At 43.4% G+C, this 19,823-nt stretch carries 17 protein-coding genes and 7 tRNA genes; 15 read left to right on the top strand and 9 right to left on the bottom strand.

Annotation, left to right across the window (positions count from 1 at the left end; translation table 11 throughout):
• Nucleotides 1–19 precede the first annotated feature (19 nt).
• The gene (locus OCV77_RS11215; protein ID WP_262575163.1) at nt 20–2,455 is read right to left on the bottom strand and encodes a glycoside hydrolase family 94 protein; all 2,436 of its coding nucleotides are present in this window, start codon (nt 2,453–2,455) and stop codon (nt 20–22) included.
• Nucleotides 2,456–2,837: 382 nt separating this feature from the next.
• On the opposite strand from OCV77_RS11215, the gene OCV77_RS11210 reads away from it, so the two are divergent.
• From OCV77_RS11210 to OCV77_RS11170, 9 genes are all read left to right on the top strand, one after another.
• Nucleotides 2,838–3,848 (top strand): LacI family DNA-binding transcriptional regulator, encoded by a 1,011-nt coding sequence (locus tag OCV77_RS11210; RefSeq protein ID WP_262575162.1) that lies wholly within the window; start codon nt 2,838–2,840, stop codon nt 3,846–3,848.
• Between the two features lie 80 nt (nt 3,849–3,928).
• The gene (locus OCV77_RS11205) at nt 3,929–5,377 is read left to right on the top strand and encodes a type 2 periplasmic-binding domain-containing protein (RefSeq protein WP_262575160.1); all 1,449 of its coding nucleotides are present in this window, start codon (nt 3,929–3,931) and stop codon (nt 5,375–5,377) included.
• A 120-nt stretch (nt 5,378–5,497) separates the two neighbouring features.
• Nucleotides 5,498–6,391 carry a carbohydrate ABC transporter permease gene (locus tag OCV77_RS11200; RefSeq protein ID WP_118798873.1) on the top strand — a complete coding sequence of 298 codons (894 nt, stop codon included), beginning with the start codon at nt 5,498–5,500 and terminating at the stop codon, nt 6,389–6,391.
• 2 nt (nt 6,392–6,393) lie between these two features.
• Nucleotides 6,394–7,263 (top strand): carbohydrate ABC transporter permease, encoded by an 870-nt coding sequence (locus tag OCV77_RS11195; RefSeq protein WP_262575159.1) that lies wholly within the window; start codon nt 6,394–6,396, stop codon nt 7,261–7,263.
• A 145-nt stretch (nt 7,264–7,408) separates the two neighbouring features.
• Nucleotides 7,409–7,567: a hypothetical protein gene (locus OCV77_RS11190; protein WP_262575157.1), complete on the top strand. Its 159-nt coding sequence runs from the start codon at nt 7,409–7,411 to the stop codon at nt 7,565–7,567.
• A gap of 169 nt (nt 7,568–7,736) precedes the next feature.
• Nucleotides 7,737–8,885 carry a THUMP domain-containing class I SAM-dependent RNA methyltransferase gene (locus OCV77_RS11185; protein WP_262575156.1) on the top strand — a complete coding sequence of 383 codons (1,149 nt, stop codon included), beginning with the start codon at nt 7,737–7,739 and terminating at the stop codon, nt 8,883–8,885.
• A gap of 11 nt (nt 8,886–8,896) precedes the next feature.
• The gene (locus tag OCV77_RS11180; protein ID WP_262575154.1) at nt 8,897–9,946 is read left to right on the top strand and encodes an N-acetylmuramoyl-L-alanine amidase family protein; all 1,050 of its coding nucleotides are present in this window, start codon (nt 8,897–8,899) and stop codon (nt 9,944–9,946) included.
• 5 nt (nt 9,947–9,951) lie between these two features.
• The gene (rdgB, locus tag OCV77_RS11175; protein WP_118798936.1) at nt 9,952–10,578 is read left to right on the top strand and encodes an RdgB/HAM1 family non-canonical purine NTP pyrophosphatase; all 627 of its coding nucleotides are present in this window, start codon (nt 9,952–9,954) and stop codon (nt 10,576–10,578) included.
• On the top strand, nt 10,575–11,060 hold the full coding sequence (locus OCV77_RS11170; protein WP_262575153.1) for a metallophosphoesterase family protein: 486 nt from the start codon (nt 10,575–10,577) through the stop codon (nt 11,058–11,060). The genes rdgB and OCV77_RS11170 overlap by 4 nt, the downstream gene beginning before the upstream one ends.
• A 94-nt stretch (nt 11,061–11,154) precedes the next feature.
• Here OCV77_RS11170 and OCV77_RS11165 read toward each other — a convergent pair.
• The 6 genes from OCV77_RS11165 to OCV77_RS11140 form a co-directional block, all read right to left on the bottom strand.
• Nucleotides 11,155–11,227: transfer RNA gene (locus OCV77_RS11165), tRNA-Lys, on the bottom strand.
• Between the two features lie 16 nt (nt 11,228–11,243).
• Nucleotides 11,244–11,315 (bottom strand) — tRNA-Gln (locus OCV77_RS11160).
• A 40-nt stretch (nt 11,316–11,355) separates the two neighbouring features.
• Nucleotides 11,356–11,429 (bottom strand) — tRNA-His (locus OCV77_RS11155).
• 28 nt (nt 11,430–11,457) lie between these two features.
• Nucleotides 11,458–11,531, bottom strand: a tRNA-Arg gene (locus OCV77_RS11150).
• A 23-nt stretch (nt 11,532–11,554) separates the two neighbouring features.
• Nucleotides 11,555–11,625: transfer RNA gene (locus OCV77_RS11145), tRNA-Gly, on the bottom strand.
• A 22-nt stretch (nt 11,626–11,647) separates the two neighbouring features.
• Nucleotides 11,648–11,722 (bottom strand) — tRNA-Pro (locus OCV77_RS11140).
• Between the two features lie 167 nt (nt 11,723–11,889).
• Here OCV77_RS11140 and OCV77_RS11135 point away from each other — a divergent pair.
• From OCV77_RS11135 to OCV77_RS11125, 3 genes are all read left to right on the top strand, one after another.
• A complete protein-coding gene (locus tag OCV77_RS11135; protein ID WP_262575152.1) occupies nt 11,890–13,290 on the top strand; it encodes an MATE family efflux transporter in 1,401 nt (466 codons plus the stop codon).
• The gene (locus OCV77_RS11130; protein ID WP_262575151.1) at nt 13,283–14,224 is read left to right on the top strand and encodes a calcium/sodium antiporter; all 942 of its coding nucleotides are present in this window, start codon (nt 13,283–13,285) and stop codon (nt 14,222–14,224) included. Before OCV77_RS11135 ends, OCV77_RS11130 begins: the two co-directional genes overlap by 8 nt.
• A gap of 99 nt (nt 14,225–14,323) precedes the next feature.
• Nucleotides 14,324–14,405, top strand: a tRNA-Leu gene (locus tag OCV77_RS11125).
• A 47-nt stretch (nt 14,406–14,452) separates the two neighbouring features.
• Here the strand turns inward: OCV77_RS11125 and OCV77_RS11120 are convergent.
• Nucleotides 14,453–15,094, bottom strand: a complete 642-nt coding sequence (locus OCV77_RS11120; RefSeq protein WP_118798880.1) for a YesL family protein — start codon at nt 15,092–15,094, stop codon at nt 14,453–14,455.
• Between the two features lie 328 nt (nt 15,095–15,422).
• Between OCV77_RS11120 and OCV77_RS11115 the strand changes: the two genes are divergently transcribed.
• The 3 genes from OCV77_RS11115 (at nt 15,423) to OCV77_RS11105 (ending at nt 18,853) form a co-directional block, all read left to right on the top strand.
• On the top strand, nt 15,423–16,844 hold the full coding sequence (locus OCV77_RS11115; protein ID WP_262575150.1) for an ABC transporter substrate-binding protein: 1,422 nt from the start codon (nt 15,423–15,425) through the stop codon (nt 16,842–16,844).
• 136 nt (nt 16,845–16,980) lie between these two features.
• On the top strand, nt 16,981–18,024 hold the full coding sequence (locus tag OCV77_RS11110; protein ID WP_262575149.1) for a carbohydrate ABC transporter permease: 1,044 nt from the start codon (nt 16,981–16,983) through the stop codon (nt 18,022–18,024).
• On the top strand, nt 18,011–18,853 hold the full coding sequence (locus OCV77_RS11105) for a carbohydrate ABC transporter permease (protein ID WP_262575148.1): 843 nt from the start codon (nt 18,011–18,013) through the stop codon (nt 18,851–18,853). Before OCV77_RS11110 ends, OCV77_RS11105 begins: the two co-directional genes overlap by 14 nt.
• 27 nt (nt 18,854–18,880) lie before the next feature.
• Here the strand turns inward: OCV77_RS11105 and OCV77_RS11100 are convergent, their stop codons facing one another.
• On the bottom strand, nt 18,881–19,681 hold the full coding sequence (locus tag OCV77_RS11100; RefSeq protein WP_262575147.1) for a helix-turn-helix domain-containing protein: 801 nt from the start codon (nt 19,679–19,681) through the stop codon (nt 18,881–18,883).
• Nucleotides 19,682–19,823: the final 142 nt, after the last annotated feature.

Here is a 19,823-nt window from a genome sequence, read left to right as displayed (position 1 = left end):
AACCTGAAAAACATTAATATTAACCCATTGTTACAACAACATCATAGGTTTCCTTACCCTTTACATAAGGGATAACGCAGCCTTCAACGGGCTTTCCGTCAACGGTGATGCTCTTGATGCCCTTTTCTACATTGTCAGGGTTTACGACCTTGATGTTGTAGCTTCCTTCACGGAACTGTCTTGTCAGCTCGAAATCACCAAAGCCCTTGGGAACACAGGGATTGATGCTCAGCCCAGTGTGAGTAGGATATACACCGAGGATGTACTGGGATACATTGACGAAGGTCCATGCAGCAGTACCGGTCAGCCAGCTGTTTTTAGCCTCACCAAAGAATTTGGCATCAGCACCGGCAACCATCTGGGAATATACATAAGGCTCAGTTCTGTGAACCTCGCTGATATCTTCGATGTAAGCAGGACAGGTCTTCTTGTAGATCTCGAAGGCTCTGTCACCTCTGCCGATAACGGTTTCTGCGATGGATACCCAGGGGTTATTATGGCAGAAGATACCGGCATTCTCTTTATATCCGGGCGGATAAGAGGAAACCTCACCAAGCTCGACATGGTATCTGGTGTAAGCAGGCTGGAGGATCATGACACCATACTTGGTATCCAGCTTTTCCTTTACGGAGTTCAGAGCCTTTTCTGCAAGGCCTTCCTTCACACCGACACCTGCCAGAACACAGAAGCCCTGGGGCTCAATATAGATCTGACCCTCTTCACATTCCTTGGAACCAACCTTGTGGCTGTAAGCATCATAAGCACGGACGAACCATTCACCGTCCCAGCCATCCTTTAAGATAGCGTCATACATAATGGCAACTTCTTTACGCGCTCTTTCTGCTTCAGCAGTATCGCCCATCAGCTCGCAGAGCTGTGCATATTCTTCGCCGTATTTTACAAACATACCGGCAATGAATACAGACTCAGCAACAGGTCCTTCGCTGGGACCAAAGGTCTGGAAGGATTCACCGGGATGCTCGGAGAAGCAGTTCAGGTTCAGACAGTCATTCCAGTCAGCGCGGCCGATCAGAGGAAGCTTGTGAGGACCCTTGTGGTTTACAATGTAATCAAAGGAACGTTTCAGATGATCCATCAGAGGTGTTGCAACGGATTCATCATTATCAAACGGAACCATATCTGTCAGGATCGTGGTATCTCCGGTCTCTCTTACGTAAGCGCTGGTACCTGCAATCAGCCACAGCGGATCATCATTGAAGCCGCTTCCGATATCAGAGTTACCCTTCTTGGTAAGAGGCTGGTACTGATGATAAGCACTTCCGTCCTGGAACTGGGTAGAAGCGATATCGATGATTCTTTCTCTTGCCCTGTCCGGGATCAGATGCACGAAACCGAGCAGATCCTGGCAGGAATCACGGAAGCCCATTCCACGGCCGATTCCGGATTCATAATAGGAAGCAGAACGGGACATATTGAAGGTTACCATACACTGATACTGGTTCCAGATATTTACCATACGGTCAACCTTATCGTTGGATGACTTCACAGTGTACTTGGAAAGCAGCTTCTTCCAATAGTCATTTAATTCAGCAAATGCCTTTTCAACATCAGCATCTGTCTTATATCTGTCAAGCATAGCATAAGCACGGGTCTTGTTGATGACACCGTAGGATTCCCATTTTTCTTCTTCAGGATTCTCGATATAACCAAGAACGAAAACGTAGGACTTGGTCTCACCGGGAGCCAGAGTGATATTTAACTGGTGGGAAGCGATAGGCTGCCATCCGCTTGCCATGGAATTAGTGCAGGCACCCTTTTCTACTGCTTCAGGCTCATAAGCACCTCTGTAGGAACCAAGGAAAGCCTCGCGGATCGTATCGAAGCCTGCAATCTCTGCATTTACAGAGTAAATAGCGTAGTGATTTCTTCTCTCTCTGTACTCGGTCTTGTGGAAGATGGTAGAACCTACAACCTCTACTTCACCGGTACTGTAGTTACGCTGGAAGTTCCGGCTGTCATCGTCAGCGTTCCAGAGACACCATTCTACATAGGAAAATACAGAAAGGGTCTTCTCTTCAGAAGAATTGTTGGTAAGCTTTAACTGGCTTACCTCACAGGTATCATTCATAGGAACAAAGGTAAGAACAGAAGCCTGAACATCATTCTTGGATGAAGTAAAGCGGCTGTAGCCGATACCGTGACGGCATTCATAGGAGTCCAGATCTGTCTTGACCGGTTCCCAGCCGGGATTCCAGATGGTATCTCCATCTTTAATGTACAGATATTTACCGTTGATATCCATGGGAACATCATTGTAACGGTAACGGGTCAGTCTTAACAGCTTGGCATCCTTATAGAAGGAATAACCGCCGCATGTGTTGGATATCAGACTGAAAAAATCATTACAGCCCAGATAGTTGATCCAGGGAAGCGGGGTTTTTGGTGTGGTAATCACGTACTCGCGATTCGCATCATCGAAATAACCAAATTTCATAGCTTCTTCTCCTTATTTAATTAGTAGTATGTATTGAGTGGATATGATTTGTGAAATATTACTTAACGCTTCAAAAATGGGATTCGAAAACGATTAAGTAGTCTCTATGAACCAAATTATACATAAAACAATGGTATAATGCAACTACAAAATTGTGCAATTCGTAGCATGGTATCTCATAAAATGATATTGCTTACCTGCAAAAAGCTGCATTATATAGGTAGAAAGAGTAAATATGGAACCGAAAAAGGCGTAAAATTGGGAGAAGTATAAAAATTGCCTAAAAAAATTTAAAATAAGTGTTGCAAAACTATAAAAGATGTTATATTATAAAAGCACGAAAACGATTAAGTGTTTTACGAAGGTTTTAGGAGTTGCAGCAATGGTATCGATGAAGGATATTTCAGCGGCTTGCGGTGTATCGATAGCAACTGTGAGCAAAGCACTGAATGATCATAATGACATCGGTAGTGAAACGAAGCAACATATCAAGCAGGTTGCCAAGGAGATGGGGTATTTACCAAACTCAGCAGCCAAGGCACTGAAAACAAACCGTACATATAATATTGGAGTTTTGTTTTCGGATGATAATCACAGCGGACTGACACACGACTATTTCGCTTTTGTGCTTGACAGCTTTAAGAGCACAGCAGAGAGAAAGGGATATGATATCACCTTTATCAATGTCAGCAGGAGCAAGGATCGCAGGATGTCGTATTTGGAGCATAGCAGATACAGAGGCTTTGATGGAGTTGCGGTTGTATGTGTGAACTTCTACGATCCAGAAGTGGAAGAGCTTGTCAGAAGTGAAATACCGGTAATAACTGTAGACCATGTTTTCAACAATAGAATATCGATTGTGTCCGACAATGTGAAAGGAATGAGAGATCTTCTTACCTATATATATAAACAGGGACACAGGAAAATCGCCTATATCCACGGTGTGGATTCTTCCGTAACACGGAACAGGCTTTCCAGCTTTTACCATACGGCAGAAGAGCTTGGACTTTATGTGCCGGATGAATATGTACTGGAAGCTCCTTACAGAGATGCGGCAGCAGCGAGGATCATGACAGAAAAGCTGCTTGATCTGAGAACACCACCAACCTGCATCTGCTATCCGGATGATTTTTCAGCATTCGGCGGTATGAATGCGATTATGGAAAGAGGACTTAAAATACCGGAGGATGTATCTGTTGCAGGGTACGATGGCATCCGGGCAGGAATGCATATCGAGCCGCAGTTGACAACGGTTAAGCAGGATACTGCGAGACTTGGCAGATGTGCAGCAGAGAAGCTGATCAGCCTGATCGAAAGACCAAAGAGCACGATTATTGAGCAGGTAGTTGTGGAGGGAAAGGTGCTTGAGGGAAGATCAGTCGGAAAGAGATAAGGCATTTTCGGAAGGTAACACTTCCGTATATATAAATGCAAAGAAACAATTTCACACAATTCAAAGGGAGGATTTAAGTAATGAAAAAGAAATTACTTAGCGCTCTGCTTTCAGTAGCTATGATCTCCAGCTTATTAGTTGGATGCGGTTCCAGCGCAGATACTACTGAGACAACAGAGACAACCGAAACAACAGAAGCTACTACAGAAGAAGCTCCTGCAGCAGAAGAAACAACAGAAGAAGCAACAGATGAGACAGCAGCAGCTGGCGACGAAATCACATATGCTGGCGAGCTTGAGATCATGCACTATTCAACATCAGAGGAATCTGAAGGTAATGGTGGTTCTGATGGTTTCCGTACCGTTCTTGCTGAGTGGGACGAGGCTCATCCTGACATCACATTAACACAGAACGTACTTGCTAACGCTGAGTACAAGACACAGATCGCTACACTGGCTGCAGCAGATGACCTTCCGGATGTATTCTTACTTCAGGGTATGAACACAATCGCTTGGGCTGATCAGGGTCTGGTTTATGATTTAACAGAGGATATCAAGTCTTCACCTTACTACGCTGATTACAATACTTCTTACTTCGCACCTTTCACAGTTGACGGTAAGATGTATGGTTACCCTGTTCTTACAGGTGGTACATGTACAGTAGTTATCTATGATAAGGCAATGTGGAAGGAAGCTGGCTTTGATGCATTCCCTACAACATGGGAGGATGTTGAGAAGGCTTCTGAGTACTTCAACGAGAAGGGCATCACAACTGTTGCATTTGGTAACGGTGGTAAGTGGCAGGCTAACTCAGACTTCCTGTCAACACTTGGTAACAGATACACAGGTCCCGACTGGTTCATGGGTCTGATCGCTAAGAGTGGTTCTGCTTTCACAGATGACACATTCGTAGCAGCTCTTACTGAGACACAGAGACTGTTCCATGACACAAAGATCTTCAATGAAGACTTCAACGCTGTAACAAACGAGGATGCTCGTGAGTACTATATCTCTGGTGATGCTGCTGCATTCATCGGTGGTAACTGGGATGAGTCCTATATCGCAGCTACATTACTGGCAAGCAATGAAGAGAAGTACAACAACATCGGATTTGCAGTTCTTCCTCAGCCTGCAGATGCAACATATGCTCCTAACTCACAGAACATTGGTCTTGGATATGCTGTAGCAATCAATCCTAAGGTTGCTGATGATCCTGAGAAGTTAGCAGCAGCTATCGACCTCGCTGAGTATGTAACAGGTCCTGCATTCGCTAACTATGTAGCTACAAACTATGCTCTGGGCGGACTTACAAAGGTTGCTGACGTTGACCTGAGTAACTTCGATCAGATCACACAGGATTTCTACAACTGGTCTTATGTTGATACAGAGACATGTGAAATCTATGACTCCTATATTTCAAGTGCTGTTTGGGATGTATTAAATACAGACCTTCAGACAATGATGAATGGTGATATGACACCTGAAGATGTTGCTGCAAATGCACAGGCTGCATACGAAGCAAACTACTAAGATAGGATGACTGGCAGGGGCACAGCTCCTACGCAGTAATAAAGAGATAACTCTTAACCGTTCTGCCTACCTTGTGCAGGCAGAGCGGTTTTTTAAAGGAAAGAGAGGGCGTTACATAGCATGTTAAATTCCATAAAACCTAAAGCACGAACCGTGTTTCTCTATCTGATAGTTCCGGTTGTCTTTTTTGTATTCACTGTATTTGTTCCTTTGGTAACCGCATTCGTTTACAGCTTTTTCGAATGGAAGGGTGGCCCCAAGAAGACTTTTATCGGAATTGATAATTATGTACAATTATTTCATGATGCAACATTCTGGCAGTCGTTCGGCCATAACATTTACCTTGTTATTGCCTGTATCATAGGTCAGATCGGTATTGCATTTATTATGGTTATGATCGTGAATTCCAAGGTTGTTAAACTGAAGGGAATCCACAGAACCTTCGGATTCTTCCCCAGCACGATTTCTGCAGTATGTCTGGGCTTGATCTGGAATATGATCTATCACAACCAGTATGGTATCATCAACTGGTTTTTAAGACTTATCGGCCGTGATGATCTTTGTAAGGTATGGCTGAATGAGCCGAAGCTGGTAATGCTTCTGGTTTCCATTCCTCTGATCTGGCAGTATATCGGATATTACATGGTAATTATCCTTTCAGCGATTTCCTCTATTGATACGGAAATCTTTGAAAGTGCTGAGATCGATGGAGCGAACGGTGTACAGAGAGCACTTTATATCACGCTTCCCCTGATTAAGAATACTATGCTTGTATGTATTACCCTTTGCGTAGCAGGTAATATGAAGGCATTCGATAATATTTTCGTTATGACCAAGGGTGGTCCCGGTACCGCATCTATGGTTATGGCAATGTATGGTTACCAGATATCCTTCAACCAGAGTAATATGGGATACGGAAGCTGTATTTCCGTAGGAATCTTTGTTCTGGCTATGCTGGTTATCGGTGGATCACAGGCACTTGTTAAATTACTCACACGTGAAAAGGAGGCGTAAAAATGTCAACACATACTCAGGCAGTAGCGAAACCGCATCCGATCCGTAAGGGTATTCTTACAGTAGTGCTGAACTTTATCTGTATTGTATTTTCCCTTACCTGTATCTTCCCTATCGTCTGGATGATATATTCATCCCTGAAGGAGAAGAGAGTATTTAATGCAGATATCGTCGGGCTTCCGAAGAACCCGACACTGGTCAATTATATCAGAATCTTAGGTAACTCAGATTATCATCTTGGTGAGTCCATGATGAACAGTGTACGTACCACAGCAATTTCCATTGTGCTGATCGTAGCCTTCAGCTTTGTCGTTGGATACATTCTTGCAAGAGTCCGTTTCAAGCTGAACCGTCCTCTGTATGTAATGTTTCTGATGGGTATGCTGATTCCGATCCACTCACTGCTTGTACCTATTTATGTAGTATTCAAGAAGTGTGGGATTTCCGATCAGTGGTATACACTGCTGTTACCATATGTTTCCTTTGCACTTCCCATGGGTATCTTCCTTGTGGAAGGCTATGTAAAGAGTATTCCGATTTCACTGGAAGAAGCTGCAGCCATTGATGGCAGTGGATTTTCCTATACACTGTGGCACATTATTCTTCCGATTTGTAAGCCGATCCTTGTAACAGTAGCTATCATCCAGGTATTTGGCTGCTGGAATGAATTCTCATTTGCATTAGTACTTATGAAGAATGTACATCTGCAGACAGTACCGCTTGCACTGACACAGTTCAAGGGTCAGTTCGCATCCGACTATCCGAAGCAGATGGCAGCTATGCTGATCACCATGTCCCCGATCGTTGTGCTGTACTTTGTATTCAGTAAGCAGATCATCAAGGGAATGGTTGCAGGTGCTGTTAAGGGTTAACAGCTATCTGTCCTCTTTAACCTGTAACATTTTAAAATCCTTCCATGGTTTTCCATGGAAGGATTTTTTAAAAAATTTAATGTATAAAAAGGCAGAAAGCGGAAAATACTACTCCTGTAACCAATCAGACAGGAGGTAATCGTAAATGTCAAAGAATGAGTATAACCATAGTCAGGATAAGAATTCGCAGAACAGGAATTCCCAGAATAAGAACTCTGAGAATAATTCCCAGAATTCTTCCAAGAACAGCCAGAAGAACAGCTCTAACTGTTCTGATAACAGCAAAAACCGCAGCGAATATTAAAGTGTCTGCTGGAAAGGGGCTGTGCATGAAAGGTGCACAGCCCCTTTTTCAGTAAGATGGCAAGACAGATATGGGGAAAAAGATACAAAAATTTCTTATAATTCAGTATATTCAAGCTTTTTCATATGTGGTATACTCCTTATTATAATGAAAAATGGCGGTATTTAAAATGAAAACGTACGAATTGATTGCACCCTGTCACTTTGGTCTGGAGGCTGTTCTGAAAAGAGAGATCATAGATATAGGATATGACGTTACGCTGGTTGAAGATGGCAGGGTGACTTTTACAGGGGATGCAGAAGCCATTTGCAGGGCGAATATCTTCCTTCGCAGTGCGGAAAGGATCCTGCTTAAGGTAGGCAGCTTCATGGCGACAACCTATGAAGAACTGTTCCAGGGAACCAAAGCACTTCCACTGGATGAATTTATTCCTGCAGATGGCAGGTTCTGGGTGACCAAGGCAGCCAGTGTGAAAAGCAGGCTGTTCAGTCCCTCTGATATACAGTCTGTTATGAAGAAAGCAATGGTGGAGAAGCTGAAAGAGGTTTATCATACCGAATGGTTTGAAGAGAATGGTGCAGCTTTTCCGTTCCGGGTATTCCTGCTAAAGGATCAGGTTACAGTAGCACTTGATACGACAGGGGATTCTCTGCATAAGAGAGGGTATCGGAAGCTTACGGCCAAAGCACCTATTGCGGAGAATCTGGCGGCATCCCTGATCATGCTGACGCCCTGGAAAGGGGATCGTATCCTGGTTGATCCTTTCTGTGGAAGCGGGACCTTTCCGATAGAGGCCGCTATGATGGCAGCTAATATTGCACCCGGCTTGAAACGGGATTTTACGGCAATGGGATGGACACATCTGATTCCGGAAGAAGAATGGAAATATGCCAGGGAAGAGGCCGGAGATGGGATCATTACAGATATTAAGACAGATATCCAGGGGTATGACATAGATGATAAAATGGTAGAGATCTCCAGGGAAAATGCCCGTCTTGCAGGAGTGGATCATCTGATCCATTTTCAGAGAAGAGGAGTTGACCAGCTAAGCCATAATAAAAAATATGGTTTTATCATTACGAATCCTCCTTATGGAGAAAGACTGGAGGAAAAGGAAAAGCTGCCGTCTCTTTACCGGACGATCGGAGAGCGCTTTAAGGCACTGGATTGCTGGTCACTGTATCTGATCACAGCTTATGAGCAGGCTGAGGAAGCGCTTGGACTGAAGGCAGCAAAGAACCGTAAGATCTACAATGGTATGATGAAGACATATTTTTATCAGTTTCCAGGACCCAAACCAGCTCTGCATAAAGGATGAGGGAAAACGGCATGCGGCAGGAACTGATGAAAAAAACAACCATATGCTGTATCTGCTTTTTTGTGATCACCATGGGAACCATTATTTATCTGTCTGTACATAAAGTAGTGACCATAGAAGGGGTTGCACAGGACGAAGTAGCAGGTGAAACAATCGCTACCGGGAATGAATCCCATGCTCTTGCTTTCCAGCCTGGGGAAGCTGACAGCAGTTATCTCCGGATACCGTTGCCGGAAGGATGCAAAGCATCGGACATCACGATAGAGAACCATTATATGGATCAGGAGCTTTGGATCTATGTACCAGGTGGAAACGAGGATTTTTACAGGGAAAATGTTCTTTCTGGAAATCATCAGATGATCAATGCGGGAAGCTTTGATCTGGTACAGGGCGGGATCGTTCTTAATTTACAGTTGACAGGGATTTGTGAATGTCGTACCATTTTGGAAAATGAAAATCTGTATATCAGTTTTCTGACGCCCAGAGAGGTTTATGACAGGATCGTGGTGATAGATCCTGCGTATGGAGGAAGGGAAGAAGGAGCAGTCAGAAATGGACTGAAGGAAAAGAATGTCGTTCTCGCTGTAGCCAGAGCTCTGAAGGAGAAGCTTGATGGAGAGGACATTAAGGTATACTATACCAGGATGGACAATATCTATGAGGATGAATCAGACAGGATCATCCTTGGAAATGGCGCGAAGGCAGATATGTACATACGCATTGAAACGGCGTGCGGGGAAGCTTCTGAGGAGTATGGGATAAGGGCACTTTATAATGGTACATATTTTATCCCGGGATTTGGAAATATAGAGCTTGCAGATACGCTGGAAAGAGAAGTGACTGTGTCGGTCAGCGGAAAAGCACAGGGTTTGCTGGAGGAGCCGGATCCGAATAGTGTATTGTATCAGCTGACAATACCGGCAGCAACAATCCAGGTTGGTTATCTGAGTAATGCACAGGAGGCCAGACTCCTCTCAAGAGAAGATTATATTAGAAGGATCGCAGATGGTATTTATCAGAGTATCATGACGGTCTATGAAATGCAGGAGAAAAACAGGTGACAGCTATGTACAAGATTATTTTTGCAACAGGGAATGAAGGAAAGATGAAGGAGATCCGCGAGATTCTGGATGGACTTACCTTTTTGGGAGAAAAGGTACAGATTTTGTCCATGAAAGAGGCAGGGATCGATATAGATATTATAGAGGATGGGACAACCTTTGAAGAAAATGCCATGATCAAGGCAAGGGCTGTGGCAGGGGCTGCGAAAGAAGCAATCGTGCTTGCAGATGATTCCGGGCTTGTGATCGATTATCTGAATGGGGAGCCAGGCATTTATTCAGCCAGATATCTTGGCAAGGACACTTCCTACCGGGTTAAGAATGCCAACCTGGTACAGAGGCTTGAGGGCGTTCCGGATGAAAAGAGATCTGCAAGATTCGTATGTGCCATAGCGGCAGTGCTGCCAGATGGCAGGGAACTGTCAACAAGAGGAACGATTGAGGGAAGGATCGGCTATGAGGAAAAGGGATTGAATGGATTTGGATTTGATCCTATCTTTTATGTGCCGGAGATCGGAAAATATACGGCAGAGCTGTCGGATGAAGATAAGAACAGGATCAGCCACAGAGGAAAAGCACTCAGGGCAATGAGAGAAGAACTGGAAAAGGAACTGGAGAAGAAACTGGGATGAAGATACTGATCGTTAGTGATACTCACCGCCACAATGAAAATTTTTTGAAAGTACTGGAAAAAACAGGCCCGATCGATATGCTGATCCACTGTGGGGACGTGGAGGGCAGTGAATATCTGATCGCCAGCAGTGCAGGATGTCCTGTGCAGATGGTCATGGGAAACAATGACTTCTTTTCTGATCTTCCACGGGAAAAGGAATTCCAGATCGGGAAATACAAGATATGGCTGACCCACGGACATACCTACTATGTGTCTATGGGAGATGAGAATATCAAGAGGGAAGCGAGAGAACGGGGCGTGGATATCGTCATGTTCGGACATTCTCACAGACCCATTGTGGACATTGATAAAGATATTATAGCGGTTAATCCGGGAAGTCTTACTTATCCAAGACAGGAGGGCAAAAAACCTTCTTATATTATTATGGAACTTGACCATAAAGGAGAGGCACATTTTACGATCTGTTATCTGGATGAATGATAGGTGACGGACACGGATCAGGAAGCCAAGGGAGACAAAGAAGCAGAGCTGAGAAGAGAATAAAAATAAAAAGGATCCATTGGATCCTTTTTAATGAGCCACCCGGGACTCGAACCCGGGACAACTTGATTAAAAGTCAAGTGCTCTACCACCTGAGCTAGTAGCCCATATATAAAATAAAAGCTGGGCTAGCTGGATTCGAACCAGCGAATGCAGGAGTCAAAGTCCTGTGCCTTACCGCTTGGCGATAGCCCAATGTCCACCAAGCTTGTCCCCTGGGACAACCCCGGGATAGGGTGGATAGAGGGACTCGAACCCTCGGCCTCCAGAGCCACAATCTGGCGCGCTAGCCAACTGCGCCATACCCACCATAAAATCACTGAGATAAAATCTCAAACGTGCTCGAAGGGATTCGAACCCCCGACCCACGGCTTAGAAGGCCGTTGCTCTATCCAGCTGAGCTACGAACACATATGTGTGAAAATCAACACATAAGCGGGTGATGGGAATCGAACCCACGTATCCAGCTTGGAAGGCTGGTGTTCTACCATTGAACTACACCCGCAGAACAGAGTTACGTTGTGAAATCGGGGTGACAGGATTCGAACCTGCGACCCCCTGGTCCCAAACCAGGTGCTCTAGCCAAGCTGAGCCACACCCCGCTGGTCTTACCCTTGCGCCTCACACAACGCAAGATATATTATATTCGATAGATAAAGGTCTGTCAACAAATTTCTTTCATTTTTTTGCAGAAATTTTGGAGAGAGGTATTGCGAAATCGGAGGATCACTATATATAATAGTATACATTGACAGAAAGGAACGAGGTTATGGAAGAAAATTTGAAATCAGAAGAAAATAAAATGGGTGTCATGCCGGTCAACAGGCTGCTGATCGAGATGTCCCTGCCGATGATGATATCTATGCTGGTACAGGCTCTTTATAATGTAGTAGACAGTATTTTTGTATCAAGGATCAATGAAAACGCGCTGACAGCAGTGTCACTGGCATTCCCGATCCAGTCGCTGATGATCGCAGTAGGAACAGGAACCGGTGTTGGTGTTAATGCGCTTCTTTCCAAGTCTCTTGGAGAGAAGAATACAGAGAGAGCAAATAAGGTAGCGGAGAATGGGGTATTTCTTGCAGCACTCAGCTATCTGCTTTTTCTTATTGTAGGACTGACAGTGGTGAAACCCTTTTATGCGGGACAGACGACAGATCAGGAGATCTTTGCTTATGGATATGAATATCTGACAGTGGTATGCTGCTTTTCTTTGGGTATGTATGCACAGTTTATTTTTGAAAGACTGCTGCAGTCAACGGGGAAAACAATATTTACCATGTTCACCCAGGGAACCGGTGCGATCATTAATATCATTCTGGATCCGATCCTGATTTTCGGGTATTTCGGACTGCCTGCAATGGGCGTAACCGGTGCAGCTGTAGCTACGGTAATTGGACAGATCGTGGCTGCAGTTCTGGCTTTTATCATTAATCAGAAGAAGAATAAGGAGATCCATCTGGATTTCCGTGCATTTAAACCCGATGTCAAAATTATCGGAACGATTTATGCGGTAGGAATTCCTTCTATTATCATGCAGGCGATCGGATCGGTCATGACTTATGGAATGAATCGGATCCTGATGGTATTTTCCTCTACTGCTGCTGCGGTATTTGGGGTATACTTTAAACTACAGAGCTTTATTTTCATGCCGGTGTTCGGACTTAACAATGGCATGGTACCGATCATAGCCTATAATTATGGTGCCGGTAAGAAGGACAGGCTGACAAAGACCATGAAGCTCAGTATTATGTATGCCGTAGCGATCATGGCCGTGGGAATTGTGGTATTCCAGATTTTCCCAAGCCAGCTTTTTATGATGTTTGATGCTTCAGAGACTATGCTTGCTATTGGGGTACCAGCACTTCGTACAATCAGCTTAAGCTTTGCTTTCGCAGGATTCTGTATTGTTACTGGATCAGTATTCCAGGCACTTGGAAATGGTGTATACAGCATGATCGTTTCTATTGCAAGACAGCTGATCGTGCTGCTGCCGGTAGCGTATCTTCTGTCGAGGACAGGGAATATTAATGCTGTATGGTGGGCATTCCCCATCGCAGAGGTGGTATCACTTCTGCTTACCATATTCTTCCTGCTCAGGATCAACAGGAATATTATCGATCATATTGGAGATGAACATATTACAAAGGAAGGAAAAGAAGATGATTAAGACTATCATTTTATTTATTGTAGGACTTATACTGATCTGCCTTGGCGGAGACAGACTGGTGGATGCGGCAGTTGCCATTGCAAAGAAGATGGGGATCCCTCAGATCGTAGTCGGGGCAACCATCGTGAGCATCGGAACAACGCTGCCGGAGGTGCTGGTGTCTACAACAGCGGCCTTTGATGGCTCCGCAGCAATTGCAACAGGAAATGCTTTTGGATCCATTATCTGTAATACATCACTGATCGCAGGACTTACCCAGACGATCCGTCCATCAAAGAAGATCGGGGCAGCCTCGATCAGATGGCGGAGTATCTTTTTCTTTGCCGTGCTGCTTGCGATGAATATTTACGCATATCTGACAGAGCAGTTCAACAGACCGGCCGGAATCGTACTGCTGCTTTTGTTTGCAGTATATGCTTACCTGAATATCAGAAGAGCCGGAGCAGAAGGGGAGGGGGCAGAAGAAGGAGCAGCAGAAGAAAATGTTGTTGTCTGGAAGCAGCTTCTGATCCTGGTAGTATGTGCCGGGCTTCTGTATGTGGGAGCCAATCTTCTTGTTGACAATGGAATTCTGATCGCAGAGGCACTTGGTGTTCCTGAGAGAGTGATAGCTGTTACCTTCATCGCACTTGGAACATCCCTGCCGGAGTTTGTAACTTCTGTGGTTTCTATCATAAAGGGATATGGAAATGTGGGACTTGGCAATATCATTGGAGCCAATATCCTGAACATGCTTCTTGTGATCGGAATTCCTGCAGCAATTGCGGGGATCCCCGTAGAGCAGTCCACGATCCGGGTAGACATGCCGCTTGCCTTTTGCGTCATGGCAGTGCTCCTTATACCGATCCTGATCAGGAAGAAATCCTCCAGGATCCAGGGCATCCTGCTGCTTGCCATTTATGTGGCATACTGTGCTGTGTCTTTTGCAGGATAACGCAGGAAAAGGCGGCAGGTGCTTTTCAGATCATAAGCTTATGAAAAAAAGGATTGAACAGAGATGCCTGGATATGGTATACTGAATAGGCATTTCTAGGCGGAATTGATGGAATTGGCAGACATGCAAGATTTAGGTTCTTGTGCCGAGAGGCGTATGGGTTCAAGTCCCATATTCCGCATGATTTATAAGGGATTTCTATGAAACATATACACCAAAAGGTGCAGACTAGGTATTGTCTGCACCTTTTGTTATGCAACGGTCAAAAATACGGTTAAAAAACAAGGTATAAATATAGGCAAATGCTGCAAAACCAAAAAATAAAAGAAGACTGCCGGTTACTACAAGCCGTTTACCGCTTTGGGCTGAAAAATGCAGGATGCCAATTGGAACAACGATAAAGAAAACCGTGGTCGGGAAATTACCTACTGCTAACAGTGCAGAATTGCAGAGCAGACGGTGCAATCCGGTATCAAATCTGGCAATTTGAGGGAATGCATATACCTGGATGCAGAATACCATGATCAGCAGAAACCAGACTGGAAACTGTATCCAGGAATAGGATGGATCAATTACATGATATATTATGTAAAGATCACCGGTAAAAAAAGCCGTGAGCAGAAGAAAGGGAATCCAGATACAGGTAGACTGTCTGAAATTGCGTTTAAAGGATTTAAAAAACATTTTGTATATGTAGGATTCGGTTCCATCCTGCAATTGAAACATCACATGGTACATTGCCGTGATGGAGGCACCGATGGTCACAATCGGAATACTGCTGATAATAAACAGGGCATTGGTAAACATCAGATCACAAAAACAGGATAAAAAGCGTATTACCGGATTTTCAGGGCAGAAAAATTTATTCATGACAGCGTGTCCTTTCTTTCATCTAAATGAATCATGATAAATGCAGGATGTGGCGTGCGGGCACATTAAGCTGATATAAAAAGGCGCAGGCCGGATCTGCATATGGTAAATGTGGCAATAACAAGTTATTGTCATTATACATGATTAACAAAAGAACAAAATAAAAAAATGGAATATTAGCAATAATTGACAAATGAAAAGCAAAAAATGAAAAGTATATGCAGAGTGAAATTGTATAATGAAATTATGTTAATCTTCAACGAGGCCGAAGTTTGGAAGAACAGATAGTTACAAATCAATTATGTAAAAGAGAAGGAGAGGTATGAACATGAAAAAGTTAATTGCTAGTATTTTATGTGCTTGTATGATCTCAAGTCTTTTGGTTGGCTGTGGATCTAACGCTTCTACTGGTTCTGCAGATTCTACCGATAGTGCTTCATCCGACAGCACTGCCACAGCAGCTGCAGAAGACACCGGAAAAAAGAGTGATGCGGATGCGGATAAAGTGATCAATGTATGGGCATTTACAGATGAGGTTCCCGGCATGATTGAAAAGTATATAGAAGCACATCCGGATTTTGGCTATGAAATCAATACAACAATTATTGCTACTACAGATGGTGCATATCAGCCAGCACTTGACCAGGCACTTGCATCAGGTGGCTCTGATGCTCCGGATATTTACTGTGCAGAAGCTGCATTCGTATTAAAATATACACAGGGTGATGCAGCACAGTATGCAGCTCCTTATGAAGATCTTGGCATTGATGTGGATCAGGCCATTAAGGATGCAGATATTGCACAGTACACAGTAGACATCGGAACAAACCCTGATGGAAAGGTTGTTGGTCTGGGATATCAGGCAACAGGTGGTGCATTTATTTACCGCCGTTCTATCGCAAAGGATGTATGGGGAACGGATGATCCGGCTGTTATCCAGGATAAGGTTGGTCCTGGATGGGACAAATTCTTTGATGCAGCCGCAGAACTGAAAGCTAAGGGGTATGGTATTGTATCCGGTGATGGAGATATCTGGCATGCAGTGGAAAACAGTTCAGATCAGGGATGGATTGTAGACGGCAAATTAAATATTGATCCTAAGAGAGAAGAGTTCCTGGATCTTTCCAAGGAATTAAAAGATAATGGCTACCACAACGATACACAGGACTGGCAGGATGCATGGTTTGCTGATATGAAGGGAGAAGGCGAACAGCCTATCTTTGGCTTCTTCGGACCGGCATGGCTGATCAATTATACATTAGCACCCAACTGTGGCGGAGAAAAAGTTGGTGAAGGTACATATGGTGACTGGGCTGTCTGCACACCTCCGATTGGTTTCTTCTGGGGTGGTACCTGGATACTTGCTAATAAGAATACAGAAAAAGCTGATGCGGTAGGTGAGATCATCAAATGGATCACACTGGACACATCTGAAGATAGTCTTCAGTATAAATGGGCTAATGGTACACTGAACGGAGAAGGCGGCACAAAAGACTCTGTAGCATCCGGTGTAGTAATGTCCAAATCAAATGGTGAACTGGATTTCCTGGGTGGACAGAATATGTTTGATGCATTTGTTCCTGCAAATGCATATGCAAAAGGAACAAACCTGACACAGTATGATGAAACAATTAACACATACTGGAGAGACCAGGTTCGTCAGTATACAGCAGGTGAGAAATCACGTGATCAGGCAATTGCTGACTTCAAACAGCAGGTAGCTGATAACCTGGATGTAATTGTTGAGTAAGCAATTAATGCAGTAATTTCTTTAAACTGCATATACCAGCAAAAACAAGCAGGGCGGACACTTTCCTGTTCGCCCTGCTTTTCTTATATCAGTATAGAAATAATACCATTAAAACAAAAATGAGCAGGAAGGAAAGGTGAGAAAAGTGAAAAACAAAAAGCTGAGCTATGCAAGATATGGATATTATTTTAGTATCCCTTTTGCTGTGGCATTCCTGTTATTTACTTTATATCCCATTGTATATACCGTTATTATTGGATTTACGGATTTAAAAGGTCTTGGTATGACCAGCTTCCATTTCCTGAAAGATGATCCGTTCCGGAATTTCAAAACAGTTTTGGCAAATCCATCGTTTAAGCAGGCATTATCCAATACCGTGGTGATGTGGGTATTAAACTTTATCCCGCAGATCCTGCTGGCACTTTTGCTGACAGCATGGTTTACAGATAAGCGAAGCAAAATTGTTGGCCAGGGATTTTTTAAAGTTATTTTTTACATGCCAAACATTATTACAGCAGCAACTATTGCAATCTTATTTAATGCCTTATTTGGTTATCCGATGGGACCGGTAAATGATATTCTGGTGTCACTCAAAATCGTTGATAAACCGGTTAATCTGCTTATTAATAAGACGGTAGCAAGAGGCATTGTCATCTTTATCCAGACATGGATGTGGTATGGGTATACTATGATTACCCTGATTTCCGGAGTACTTGGTATCAGTCCTGAAATCTTTGAGTCTGCAGAAGTGGATGGGGCTAACCGTACACAGACCTTTTTGTATGTCACACTTCCAAATATTAAGACAATCCTGCTGTTTACACTTGTTACAAGTTTGATTGGCGGACTGAATATGTTTGATATCCCGAAGCTGTTTTTACTTGGCGGACCGGATAATGCAACATTGACTACCAATGTGTTTATTTATAATCAGGCATTCAGTGGAAGCTATATGTATAACAGGGCAGCAGCGGCAAGTATGATCATGCTCGTTATCATTGCCATTCTGTCCGGTATTCTGTTTATGATTCTGGATGATAAGGAGGAGGCAGAGCTGCGCAGACAGAACAGGCAGATGGAGAAGAAGTTCAAACGTAGACAAAAAGAACTGGCCCGGATAGAAAAAGCGCAGGCAGACGCCGGAACAGGCAAGGGGGTGGATGCAGATGCTGAAAAATAAGGAAAATCGGAAGCTGAAAGTTGTTATTTATGTTGTATGTATTCTTTTGGCGATCATCAGTATTATGCCGTTTTATGTTATGTTTATTAATTCAACACGATCCACAACGGAAATTCAGCAGCATGCGATTTCATTTCTGCCTTCCGGATATATGCTAAATAATCTGAAAATCCTTTTGGGAAAGAGCTTTAATCCGGCAGTGGGATTTAGAAACTCATTAATTATTTCCATTGGCTCCACTGCGCTGGCTGTATATTTCTCATCACTGACCGCCTATGCACTGGTAGCTTATGACTGGAAGCTTCGGCAGCCGTTTTTCAGCTTTATCATGTGTGTCATGATGATACCGGCACAGGTTACTACAATTGGGTTTTATCAGATGGTATATAAGATTGGAATGACAAATCATCTGTCAATGCTGATATTACCGGCAATCGCATCTCCTACAATGGTCTTTTTCATGAGACAGTATCTGCAGCCGACACTGTCAATGGAAATTGTACAATCAGCGCGTATTGATGGTGCAAAGGAATTTATGATTTTTAACCGTATTGTGCTGCCGATTATGAAACCGGCAATTGCAACACAGGCTATTTTTTCCTTTGTATCAAGCTGGAACAGTCTGTTTACACCGTTGGTTCTTCTGACGGATCAGAAAAAATATACTATGCCGATCATGGTCAGCCTGTTAAGAGGAGATATTTACAAGACGGAATATGGTTCTGTATATTTAGGTCTTTCCCTGACAGTACTGCCCCTGATTGCTGTATATCTGCTTTTATCCAAATATATTATTGCAGGTGTTGCACTTGGTGGTGTCAAAGGGTGATATTTATACCAAAAAAGAAGTGGACTTTTAATGAAAGTCCGCTTCTTTTTTGGTTTGCTCGCTTTTACTCCGGAATTCAGAGGGTGAATATCCGGTGTGCTTTTTGAAACATCTGCAAAAAGCAGAAGGGGTGTTAAAACCGGTTTCATAAGCAACGGAGGTGACCGGAATATTTTCAGCTAACATTTCCTGCGCCCGGGTAATTCTTTTTTTGCACAGGTAGTCATAAAAAGTGGTGTTCGTATATTGCTTGAATAATCTTGAAAAATGGAATTTTGAGAATCCGATTATGGCTGCGGTATCCTCCAAATTGAGGTCATCTGCGTAGTGCTCATCAATATAAATGAGCAGCTTGGAAAATTTGTCATAATGTTCTTTTTGTACATCCGTGGAAATTGAGGCACTGGATGTATTTTTTGACCCAAAGTATTCCTTGGCACAAATGGAAATATTCTTGAAAAACAGTGAAAAAATATCTGTTTCCCAGAAAATATCATTTTTGAAATAAATTTCGATCATTTTGGCAAAATTATTGTACAGAAGCTCGTAATGGCGGGATGTATCAGGCGAGATAAGATGTGCTTTTAGAAATATCGGCTGCATGGTCTTGTAATCCTGAAATGATGTATAGGGATCTAAATTGACCTGAAAGATAAAACGTATACCCGGAGCCGTACAGATAAGCTTATGAATGGCATGTGGCGGAATGATCAGAATATCTCCAGGGTGTAGCGTATAGTGCTCATTGTTGACGATGACAACATAGTCCGACTGCATGCAGATGATTATTTCAACTGCAGAATGATGATGTGACGGATATCCTTCCATCTGTACATTGTACCAGATTCGTATATGGGATTCCGGTACAAAGTCAACCAGTTCGGTATTTTTGCCCTGCATTTTTCTTTCGACAAATCCACGGACAGGCTGCACATAATTTGTTTCGTTAAGATCAATATTATATCGCATA

It is taken from the genome of Suilimivivens aceti, from assembly GCF_025567405.1.
GTDB classification, from domain to species: Bacteria; Bacillota; Clostridia; order Lachnospirales; family Lachnospiraceae; genus Suilimivivens; species Suilimivivens aceti.
The sequence above is the reverse complement of the archived record's forward strand: the minus strand, read 5'-3'. Positions and strand labels throughout refer to the sequence as shown.

Coding starts and splice junctions, on each gene's coding strand:
- OCV77_RS11215 (WP_262575163.1), bottom strand. CDS start 2,455: ATGAAATTTGGTTATTTCGATGATGCGAATCGCGAGTACGTGATTACC.
- OCV77_RS11210 (WP_262575162.1), top strand. CDS start 2,838: ATGGTATCGATGAAGGATATTTCAGCGGCTTGCGGTGTATCGATAGCA.
- OCV77_RS11205 (WP_262575160.1), top strand. CDS start 3,929: ATGAAAAAGAAATTACTTAGCGCTCTGCTTTCAGTAGCTATGATCTCC.
- OCV77_RS11200 (WP_118798873.1), top strand. CDS start 5,498: ATGTTAAATTCCATAAAACCTAAAGCACGAACCGTGTTTCTCTATCTG.
- OCV77_RS11195 (WP_262575159.1), top strand. CDS start 6,394: ATGTCAACACATACTCAGGCAGTAGCGAAACCGCATCCGATCCGTAAG.
- OCV77_RS11190 (WP_262575157.1), top strand. CDS start 7,409: ATGTCAAAGAATGAGTATAACCATAGTCAGGATAAGAATTCGCAGAAC.
- OCV77_RS11185 (WP_262575156.1), top strand. CDS start 7,737: ATGAAAACGTACGAATTGATTGCACCCTGTCACTTTGGTCTGGAGGCT.
- OCV77_RS11180 (WP_262575154.1), top strand. CDS start 8,897: ATGCGGCAGGAACTGATGAAAAAAACAACCATATGCTGTATCTGCTTT.
- rdgB (WP_118798936.1), top strand. CDS start 9,952: ATGTACAAGATTATTTTTGCAACAGGGAATGAAGGAAAGATGAAGGAG.
- OCV77_RS11170 (WP_262575153.1), top strand. CDS start 10,575: ATGAAGATACTGATCGTTAGTGATACTCACCGCCACAATGAAAATTTT.
- OCV77_RS11135 (WP_262575152.1), top strand. CDS start 11,890: ATGGAAGAAAATTTGAAATCAGAAGAAAATAAAATGGGTGTCATGCCG.
- OCV77_RS11130 (WP_262575151.1), top strand. CDS start 13,283: ATGATTAAGACTATCATTTTATTTATTGTAGGACTTATACTGATCTGC.
- OCV77_RS11120 (WP_118798880.1), bottom strand. CDS start 15,094: ATGAATAAATTTTTCTGCCCTGAAAATCCGGTAATACGCTTTTTATCC.
- OCV77_RS11115 (WP_262575150.1), top strand. CDS start 15,423: ATGAAAAAGTTAATTGCTAGTATTTTATGTGCTTGTATGATCTCAAGT.
- OCV77_RS11105 (WP_262575148.1), top strand. CDS start 18,011: ATGCTGAAAAATAAGGAAAATCGGAAGCTGAAAGTTGTTATTTATGTT.
- OCV77_RS11100 (WP_262575147.1), bottom strand. CDS start 19,681: ATGGAAGGATATCCGTCACATCATCATTCTGCAGTTGAAATAATCATC.